General features: G+C 54.2%; 7 protein-coding genes. 5 read left to right on the top strand and 2 right to left on the bottom strand.

Annotation, left to right across the window (positions count from 1 at the left end):
- The 4 genes from QA600_RS22505 to QA600_RS22490 all read left to right on the top strand — a co-directional run.
- Positions 1–291: hypothetical protein (locus tag QA600_RS22505; RefSeq protein WP_278294175.1), on the top strand; the 291-nt coding region annotated here is incomplete at its 5' end.
- Between the two features lie 262 nt (positions 292–553).
- Positions 554–1,861, top strand: a complete 1,308-nt coding sequence (locus tag QA600_RS22500) for a PD-(D/E)XK nuclease family protein (protein WP_278294174.1) — start codon at positions 554–556, stop codon at positions 1,859–1,861.
- Between the two features lie 472 nt (positions 1,862–2,333).
- The gene (locus QA600_RS22495; protein ID WP_278294173.1) at positions 2,334–2,921 is read left to right on the top strand and encodes a helix-turn-helix domain-containing protein; all 588 of its coding nucleotides are present in this window, start codon (positions 2,334–2,336) and stop codon (positions 2,919–2,921) included.
- Positions 2,918–3,418: a hypothetical protein gene (locus QA600_RS22490; protein ID WP_278294172.1), complete on the top strand. Its 501-nt coding sequence runs from the start codon at positions 2,918–2,920 to the stop codon at positions 3,416–3,418. The genes QA600_RS22495 and QA600_RS22490 overlap by 4 nt, the downstream gene beginning before the upstream one ends.
- A 30-nt stretch (positions 3,419–3,448) precedes the next feature.
- On the opposite strand, the gene QA600_RS22485 is transcribed toward QA600_RS22490, so the two are convergent.
- Together QA600_RS22485 and QA600_RS22480 are read right to left on the bottom strand one after the other, a co-directional pair.
- Entirely contained in the window at positions 3,449–4,792 is a 1,344-nt protein-coding gene (locus QA600_RS22485) for a hypothetical protein (RefSeq protein WP_278294171.1), read from the bottom strand.
- On the bottom strand, positions 4,785–8,507 hold the full coding sequence (locus QA600_RS22480) for a DUF3578 domain-containing protein (protein ID WP_278294170.1): 3,723 nt from the start codon (positions 8,505–8,507) through the stop codon (positions 4,785–4,787). Before QA600_RS22480 ends, QA600_RS22485 begins: the two co-directional genes overlap by 8 nt.
- 403 nt (positions 8,508–8,910) lie before the next feature.
- Here QA600_RS22480 and QA600_RS22475 point away from each other — a divergent pair.
- Positions 8,911–9,261: HIT family protein (locus QA600_RS22475; protein WP_278294169.1), on the top strand; the 351-nt coding region annotated here is incomplete at its 3' end.

The raw sequence follows: 9,261 nt of genomic DNA, 5'->3' as shown, positions 1-9,261 counted from the left end.
GATATCTTGAAAACGGCCGAAGAACTTGCAACAGAGGGTACAGTAGAAGCTACAGATCTGGATCTCTCGGAAACAGAGCTCTTCGTCCTCGCAGCAGTATTGAAGCATCCTGGGTGGGCTTTGCGAAGCGTTCATCGCACTGCAGCATCATTCGATGACTCTCCAATCGAGTGGACCGAGTCGTGGAGTGATGAGAGAACGAGTGTACAGAGTGCGCTTCGGTCTCTGCAAAAGAAGGGGTTAGCCCGTTTAGAACAGCGGTCATGGTATCCTGCACAAAAATCCGAGTAAGGTACTCTCGAGAGGCTGGTGGTCCTCTTATCACACGACTGCTTCAGTGGTGGTTGTCTTGAGTTCAGAGAGATGAGTTCGTTCTGTGACGTAGGTAGTCGAAAATCGCCGCTCGTCTGCTAGGAAAGTTTCATTTTGGTCTGTGATAGTCATAGCCGTGAGTAAATAGATGCAATCGAACGATACGCTGGAGGGTGACTTGCGAACACTCGAGCAAAGATGGGAACAAGTCACAGCCATTCCCGAATCGCCTCGTTCGCTGATGAACGTAATCGAGTATTCGCTGGATAGCCAAAGAAAGGCAGAGGTGTACGTCAATCGATTGCTGGCGTACTTTCTCGATCCTGAGGAACCACATGGGATGGGGACGGAGTTCCTGCGAGCGGTTCTCGATGGACTGCCGGCAGAATGTGGCTTCCAGGAGGATATCCACGACCTCTCGGATGTAGTCGTCGACGATCAGGTACGAGTCCAGACGGTAGAGGATGGAGAAGCAGTGTCGACAGGTATTGTCGATCTGGTGATCGAGGTGCCCAACGAGTGGTTCCTCATGATCGAACTGAAGTTCTCAGCACCAGATACTCAGACGGAATTCTACTATCAGGAGGCGACTCATGTGGGCGGTCGGCCAAAGACCGACTACGAGTCTGGAACGTACTATCTCTATCTCTACCGGCACGATCGGCCACAGGCAAACGAGGCACAGTTTACGAATTGGACGTGGAAGACGTTCTCGAGTGAGGTGTTACAGCCGTTTCTACTCGAGAACGCCTCCCGATATCCACAGCGGACAGTTGCACAGCTACGCGAGTTCAACGACGATATCCAGCACATCACAGGAATGACCGACCAGCAAGAGAACACCCAGGAGAAGATAGCACTGTACCTCGAGCACTACGAGGCGATCAAAGACGTTAGCGACACGTTCGACAGTCGCTGGAACGACTTCACTGATGAGTGGGGACGACAGCTGGGCGAAGCGCTCGAACGGGACGGGCTTGGCACGTACTCGAACTTCCAAGAGGACGTGATTGCTGTCGAACTCGAAAGTAAAACGGGGAGTCAAAGCTGGAAGTTTCGCTCGAGCAGCTCGGACTGGGGGATGATTTTCAAGGACGGCTGGTGGCGACACACGGACGAGCTAGAGGGGATGATTTACGAGCGGCCGGATGACCGTAACGACGTTCGGATTGGATTTCATCACCGGCTAGGGCGGAATCGTGATCTCGCGGTTGGTGGGCAAACACTGAAGGTATACTTCCGAAATATGGGCGCGAACGATCAGGCGTTTATCGATGCGTTCGCGGATTCGTTTTATGAGAATAAGCCTGTGATCGATGATTTGCTTCCCTCGTCTGCGGAGGTTACGGGCAACAAGCGGAATATGATCGAGGCGACGTACGATATCGATGTTGACGCTCACGAGGACTTCTTCGACGCGTACGTTGCAGCGCTACAGGACGCGTTCGTCGATTTGGTTATTGAGAACGAGGAGCTGATCGCGACTATTGACGAACTCTACGATGAGGCGATAGACCGGGTCTACAGCGTGTCGACAGGTTCTCAGTGAGATGTGACTGGAGGGGTTTTGAGAGTCGACTCGGCAGTCGGTTGTGCTTGGTTTGTCGAATACTATATTTAATATGGCGCTCAATCCGGAGGGTTGATTTCACACATAGTGCATACCATCCCTTCCCTCGCAGCAACTATCCACTCACAATTTTCGCTCGAGGACCAGTGCTAGATGGTTCTCGAGTTCGGTAGTCTGCAGAATCTTGATTTCGCTTTCGGCTTGCTCTTCGAGTAACGCTGTCCCGTGTTGCAGGTCATAGACGACAAGCAGCCCGTTCTAGCTGGACTCGAGTACTCCTCGTTGATTTGGGCTGCTTTCAATCAGAGCTAGACCCAGTCGATGAGACGATAGTCACGACGGTATTTAAGTCCAATTCGGTTGCTCATCAAAGAGACGCCTGGTATCGACCCGACGGAGTAGTCCAAACACTCTTTACTGCTTCGCTGTAAACTGTAATCAGATAGAATCCATGTCACGCACTTCGAAGCGGACTGACGGTGACATCGTTCGTGACTTCCTCTCGGTCGCGGACCTCCTCGAGGAACCACAACTGGCCCAGCTGTACGCGTACGTTGCTCGCGAGGGCGAAGCTACCGTCCAAGAGGTTATCGACGAACTCGAGTTCGCACAGGGAACGGCGTACACCTACGTCAACCGGCTCGTCGACGCTGGTGTCCTCGAGATGACGCGAGAGGAACAGCCTCGACAGTATGCCGCCCGTGAGATCGATCTCACCGTGACGGCAGCTGGTGGCAATCGCAAGTATACGATCACACCGGTCCTGATCGACGCTGTTGGCCGCCGCGAAACTAACGGTGACATCGATACCTACATCGACCGCCACGGTGTCGACGGACTCGCGACAGCACTCACCTATGCCGTTGCACGAGAATGCGGAGAAGTAACTCATCGGCTGATGGCCCAGGATCTCGAAATTTCGCCGCTGGCTGCGGAGATTGTGCTTCAGGCACTCCGGCCCATCGTGCACGAGCACTACGAAATCGAGGATTCGGGAGCGTCGCTTGATGCGATTGACATCGACGACCACAACGCGTGAGTACGCATCATATCGTCGACACCGGTCTGTTCGTTGCCATGGGGCAGCCATCAAACACCCGGTACAAAGCCGTCCAGCGATTCGTTCGTCGCAACAATATTACCTTTGTTCTCCCGAAACGGGTGTACGACGAACTCGTAGCTCACGAGTCTAACGCCCAGATGCCGCCAGTTGACACGGCGATTGAGGAAGGATGGATAACGGTCGCACCGCCACTCGAGTTCTCCGAGCCTGTCGTCTCACGAGCGATGGATGGCGTCCAGCGGTACATCGCGAACGCTGACGATCGCCCAGCGGACGAGGTCGAACGTGCTGATGCCGCCCTCGCTGCGCTAGCCGCTCAGCGTCTCAGTGCAGGCGCAGCGGCCGATATCTATATCTATACAACTGATATTGCTGCCGGCGAAGGGGCTGAAACTATCTTGGCAAGTGAGGGATATGGAGACTCGGTCACCTTCATCAACGGGTTCCGGTTCATCGAGGATCTGCACTCGTAACTGACGGTACTCGAGGTATGCTTTGCGGACTCACAACTTTCGTTTGAGGACCTGTGCTAGCTGATTCTCGAGTTCGGCGGCCTGCAGAATCTTGATCTCACTCTCGGCCTGTTCCTCGAGCGACGCCGTCTCCCGCTGAAGATCCTGAACCACGAGCAGTCCGTTCCACCCAGAGCCAAAGTATTCCTCAGTATCGCGTCCGAAGACGTACTCCTCGTTGAGACGCAAGAAGGCGAGATACTCGAGTGTCTCCTTGATCCCGCGTCGAATCGTGTCCTCGTTGGCGCTGTTTTTGACTTCGACAATCAGGTACTCGTGGTCGCCGTCTTCGGAGATGATCTCGAGGACGATCACGTCTGGCCGTCCGGTGTGGTCCTGATACTCTTTGTCGAAGTAGTTGCCAGCGACCTCCTTGGCGACACGTTGGACCCTGTCGGTCCGGGACTGGCTGTCCTCATCGTCATCGGGAACCGCTGTGAACGACAGGTTCCGATCCCGGGCGGAGTTGTCGTGGTAGAGAACGATCTCCTGGTCGCCATCGAACCGAGCGACTTCCTGCCGGTCGGTTGCGATCGTCTGGAACTGCGGCATGCTCTCGCGGAGGTCTTCGATCGTCGCGATGAACCGGAAGAGTACGAACAGTTCGAACAGCGAATCCGTATCGTCCGGTGCGATTGCGGTCTGCTCGAGCAGTTGGCGGATCGCATCGGCGTCGCCATCGAACAATCGCTGGCGCGTTCGCAGCAGCGAGGCGGCCGTACGATACACCTCCTGCCGGGAGTTGGCGGCCGTCGTGAGCATCCGCTCGGTCGGTTCGTAGGTGTCGGGCTCGCGGATCCGGCGAACGTGGACGTTGCGTTCGACGATGCGCTGGAGTTCGTCGATCAGGTCGTCGCTGCCCTTCCAGGTCTCGGAGACCCAGTCGTAGTCTGCACGGAGGTACTCCTCTGCCTCTCGGATTGTACGGTGGATGATCGAGATCAGTTGCTTGAGAACGATGTTTTCCGGGATATCGTAGTCCTCGGAGCGATTGTCGCAGACGAAAATCGAGTTGTCTCGAGGGTACTGTGAGTAGCGTTTCTTGATCGTGTCGCCCCAGTTGATCCGCCCGTCGACCGTGCCACGTCGCGTTCGTGAGGTCGTCCGGGTTTCGGTGCGGATGCTGCGGAGATGTCCGGAGAGGTTCCGGACGAACTCGACGACGTCCTCTTGCAGGATGAAGTGGAGATCCAGCAGGAGTTCGTACTCCTCGAAACGCTCGTCCAGCTGTTCCGGTTTGAGCGAGCGGGCGAGTTCCTGTTGGGGGAACGAGCCTCGCATTGCGTAGGCGAGGATATCCTCGGTGAGCTGACCGAGGAGTTCGTCTCTATTCATTTGCTGTGAGGGGTACCTGGAGCATCTCCTGGGCGGCGTCTTTGAGTAACTCTGGTTTGATGTCCGGGACGTTGGTGAGCTCTCGGACGATGGTTTTCCGTTTTGGGACGCCCTCGAGCTGTGGAAAGATGTAGCTGATGACGGCCTGGGTGAGGTGATACTCGAGGTCATCGGTGTGGAGCGTGACGTACTGGAGGACGTCCTTGATGATCGCCGGGCCGATCGCTCGTTCGTCGACCGCGGTGTTCGTTTTCTGCCAGACGCGGCCGACCGCTTGCGCTTCTTGTTGAGTGATCTCGAGGCCCCAGACGTCGGCGTACTCGTGGATGAGTTCCGCTGCAGGGTTGTCGGTTTCTGTGGTGGCTTCGAGGTCGGGGGCAGGGACGCGGATGAAGGCAAAGCGGCGCATGAACGCGTAGCTCATCTCGTACAGCGAGGTCTTGTCGTAAGCGTTCATCGTCGCGAAGATGCGCCACGAGTTGGGCACGACGTACTGGTGGGGTTGTGCAGTGCCCTCGAGGTCGGCGTGGGTCGTGAGTTCGATTTCGTGGTCGTTGACGGTGTAGGGGAGTTGGACCGATTGTCCGGAGAGGAGTGTGAAGAGTTGGCCGAACGCTTTGTCGATGTCTGCGCGGTTGAGTTCGTCGACCACGAGCAGGTCGTTGGCCTGTGTTTCGTTTTGACGGTCCTTGAGGCGGTTGAGAACGATCCCTGGCGTGAACGAGAGGTTCTGGTCGTTGTCGCTGGATTCGTTGGGCATGTAGCCGCCGACGGTGTCGAACGTCGACCAGTCGGCGGTGGCTGTAGTCATCTCGAAATCGGTGTAGAGGTAGGGGTGGGTGTCGGTGAGGTAATCGCAGACGCGTTCGGCTATTTCTGTTTTTCCGGTTCCGGGTGGGCCGGTAAGCAGGATGTGTTTGTTCGAGCGGAGGGCTGTGGAGATCTGCTCGAGGATCTGGTTGGCTATGTTGTCCTGGAAGTGGAGGTCCTCGAGGATTTTGTTTGAGTTGATGGGGGTGGTGAGGTTCTTGTCGAGGGCGATGGCCGGGACTTCTTCGAGTGTAGTGGTGAGTGCATTGAGGAGTGCTATTCCTTTGTCTGTGGGCAGTGACTCGAGGAGACGGTGGCGGGGGAAGCCGGTGTCACTGATCTGGCGGCAGATGGTGTCTGCTCGCTCGAACGGGAGGCTGTTTGTGAGGAGGGCCTCGAGTTCGGCATCGACCGTTTCTGGGTCTTTGTCGGTGATTTGTTTGGTTGTATCAGTCTTCTCGAGGTCCCCCGTTGCGAACAGTCTGCTGAAGGTGAGCAGGTACGGGAAGGAGTTGCCCTTTGGGCCGCCTTCGTGTTCGTCGTACCACCAGTTTTTGTTGTTGGGTTTGGTGGTTCGGTCCTGGATGATCCCGGCTCCGATGAGAGCGCTCTCTCGGGGAGAGAGGTCCTCCCAGCTTGGATCCTGTCTGGAATGGAAGAGTATGACATCGCCGGGATCTGGTTGTTCCCAGCGATCTTTGTCCGCTGGTTGGAACGAAAGGGCCGTGTACTCGAAGACGGTCAGCCAGTAATCGGGTGGTGCGGTGAACTTGTAGACTGTGGTGTCGTCCTCGAGTGTGCGTTTGAGGAGTGGGTGGTCGGGGTTCTCGGGGACGGCGTCGGTTGTGGGCTCAGTGTTTTGTGTCACGGGGTTATCCTCAGCCGCAGGCGCCGGTTTGGGGTATAGTTGGTCGCCCTTGATTTGCTCGAGGAACTCTGGAATCGACTGGTATTCAGAGTCGAAATTCGAGCCACTCCGATCGAAATTGATAGCGCTGTACGTGTCGTTTGGCCACCCCTTGAACCCAAGCGTCTCCCAGAACGTTTCTCGGTCGAGGTCAGCTTCGTATACCGGATCGAGAAACAGGATATGGTGGAACGTCGCATCGATTGCCTCACCCCAGCCAATGGCGTCCGTGAACGCCATTGCTGCTTCCGGTTCGAGGATTGTTGCGTGGGCGACTCGAGAGAGGATCGTGTACTGGCCGCTTCGTCGTCCATCTCTGTCGGCAAAGAGAAGGTAGTCGCCAATGTCCGCTGGGGTGTCCTCTCGGTTCCCCCAGACGCGCAGTTCCTCCTGGTCGATTGGGATCTCGGTAATTTCCTCGAGCGGTTCTCGAGGGACGTCGTTCAGGACGGTGCGTTGGAAGTTTGTGCGGATCGGGTTTTGGCCGGTCTTGACTGGGACTTGGTAGACGGTTGGGGACGTGGATGGATCGTGATTCGTTCGTTCTGCTATCCGGCCAACATCAGATCGGTTGTTACCGGCATTTATCAGAGGTGTTTGTTTAGTAGTAGCTTGGATGTATTCTTGATATTCCCTGACAAGGTTATGGAGATCGTCTCTTAGAACTTCATCAGACGGGAGATTTTCTAGCGAGTATTGTTGGTAGAGTATCGTTCCTGGTCCGTATAGCTTGTTTCGCTGAGAGGCATAAGGGAACTGTAGAGGGCCAGCAGCGAATCCTTCGGAGTCAATTTCTTTTCGTACTTTTTCTGCGGTCGATGTGAGCTGCTGACGTGCTTCTTTGATTCCGACGTCGTTCTTGAGAGCTGTAACCCCCTGGTTCAGAGTCAGCGTAACTCGATCCTCTTGTGGTTCGAACAAATAGACGACATAGGTCCCTTCTTGGATCCGTGTCGTCTCTCGAGGATCCATCACTGCTACCCAGGGAATTGAGGTCCATCGGCCCTTTCCTGCCGATGACTTTATCTCTATTTTGTGATTGGGGAGCAGCTCTCTAATTGCCTCTGGAATCCGCTGTTCGATATCGGTTCGTGCTTCGTGAGCGGTTAGCCCTTCTCCGATTTGTTCGACCGGATACGTAGACAAAACACGTTCAAATAGTTCAGAAAGGCTTAGAGTCGTATTCTGACTCGGGAGTGTACTGTCGCTAAAGGTGCTCCCTTCCTGGTTCTCTGAAGAGTCTGTCCTGGACCCCTGAGCTAGAAGGTGCTCCCCTGCTTTTTCTGAGAGATTGAACAGATACTGCTGGTTGATGCCTGCTTCATTGATTGGGTAATAGCGCTCCAGTCGGACGTCCTCTCTGATCAGGTAGGCGAACACCTCCGCGAACGGTATCGGTTCGTCGAACTCGGTTACCTCGACGTCCACCTGACGGTGTTCCTCTCCGTCCTCGGTCACCAGATAGGCCGGAGTGGTGACTTCCGAGTATCCGATGATGGCCGCATCGTGGTAGTTGAAGACGATGTCACCGATCTCAAGTTTCTGTAGATCGTAGTTCTGGAAATCGGTACGAGGTGCCTGGAGATATCCGTCCTCAATTTCCTCGGGATTGTTGCTCTGGTTGACCCAGTAGTATGGTGCAGTCTCTGTGAGAATCTCGTCGTCAATTAATTGTCTTTCAGATGAATCGTTGGAGTTTTCCTCCGGGCCTTGGAGGAACTGTAGTTCAAGATGGATACGGTCAGCAGCTTCTTCAGTCAAGCCGGAATGTTGCTCGAGGTGAGAGAGAAAGGTTTCTGCGTCATCATCACTGAGATTATTCGCGCCGTTGTTGAACCGTGCATAGTCTCTTCCCTCAAAGAACTCTGTATCGTCCAGAGGATTATCTAATTCTCTATGTAGAGCACGGCAATACACAAACTGATCATACTCTCCTTCCCAGTTATGCTCCTCTTGTGAGTCAACTGTAGAGATCTCGGCTATCTCCCAGATACCCATTACCCCTTCACCGCTTTGCCGAACGAGTGCTAACTCTCCCTCGTTCATTCGGTCGGCCATCCAAGAGATATGTTTTGAGAGTCCATGCCATGGACTTCCAATATGGCCCTTGTGGACTTCCTCGTCAGGAGGGCCATCAACACATTGACGCCAATTATTGGGTTTGATATTAAAGAGCCAGATCGATCGTTCGCTCATAGTAGTTAATTCAATTCTAGTTATAAAAATGTGCTACAGTTTCGAGAAGGAGAGATAATTTCCTAAGATGGATTGGTGGGCATCTCCTCGAGCTCCTGCAGGATAGGTTCCCAGTGATTCGCGGTCACGACTAAGTCAATCAGTTTGATTGAAAATATAGTTTGCCACGGAGACGGATATTTCTACAGAAGATATAGGATCGTGGGTGAAAATTGTCGATAGAAGTTCAATGGCTAACACTACAGAGTGTCTATTTTGTCAGATCGCAGATGGAGATGCTGAAGCTACCATTCTGTTAGAGGATGAGGACTATATCTGCTTCCTTGATAAGTATCCAGTAACCGAGGGCCACTCGCTCGTTATCCCGAAGACCCACGTAGAAGGTTTTGAAGAGTTGGATGACACTCGCATTTACGAATTCCTTGAACGGGCTCACGAGAGGATATCTGCGGAATACGAGCCTGATGCAACAAATATCGGTCTCAATAATGGTGCTACAGCAGGCCAAACGATTCCTCACCTCCATTGGCATATCATTCCGAGATATACGGATGAT

Origin of the sequence: Natronococcus sp. A-GB1, assembly GCF_029688845.1 — an archaeon.
In the GTDB taxonomy this organism is placed as follows: domain Archaea; phylum Halobacteriota; class Halobacteria; order Halobacteriales; family Natrialbaceae; genus Natronococcus.
Note: the sequence above shows the minus strand (reverse complement) of the source record. Positions and strands in the feature narration are given on the sequence as shown.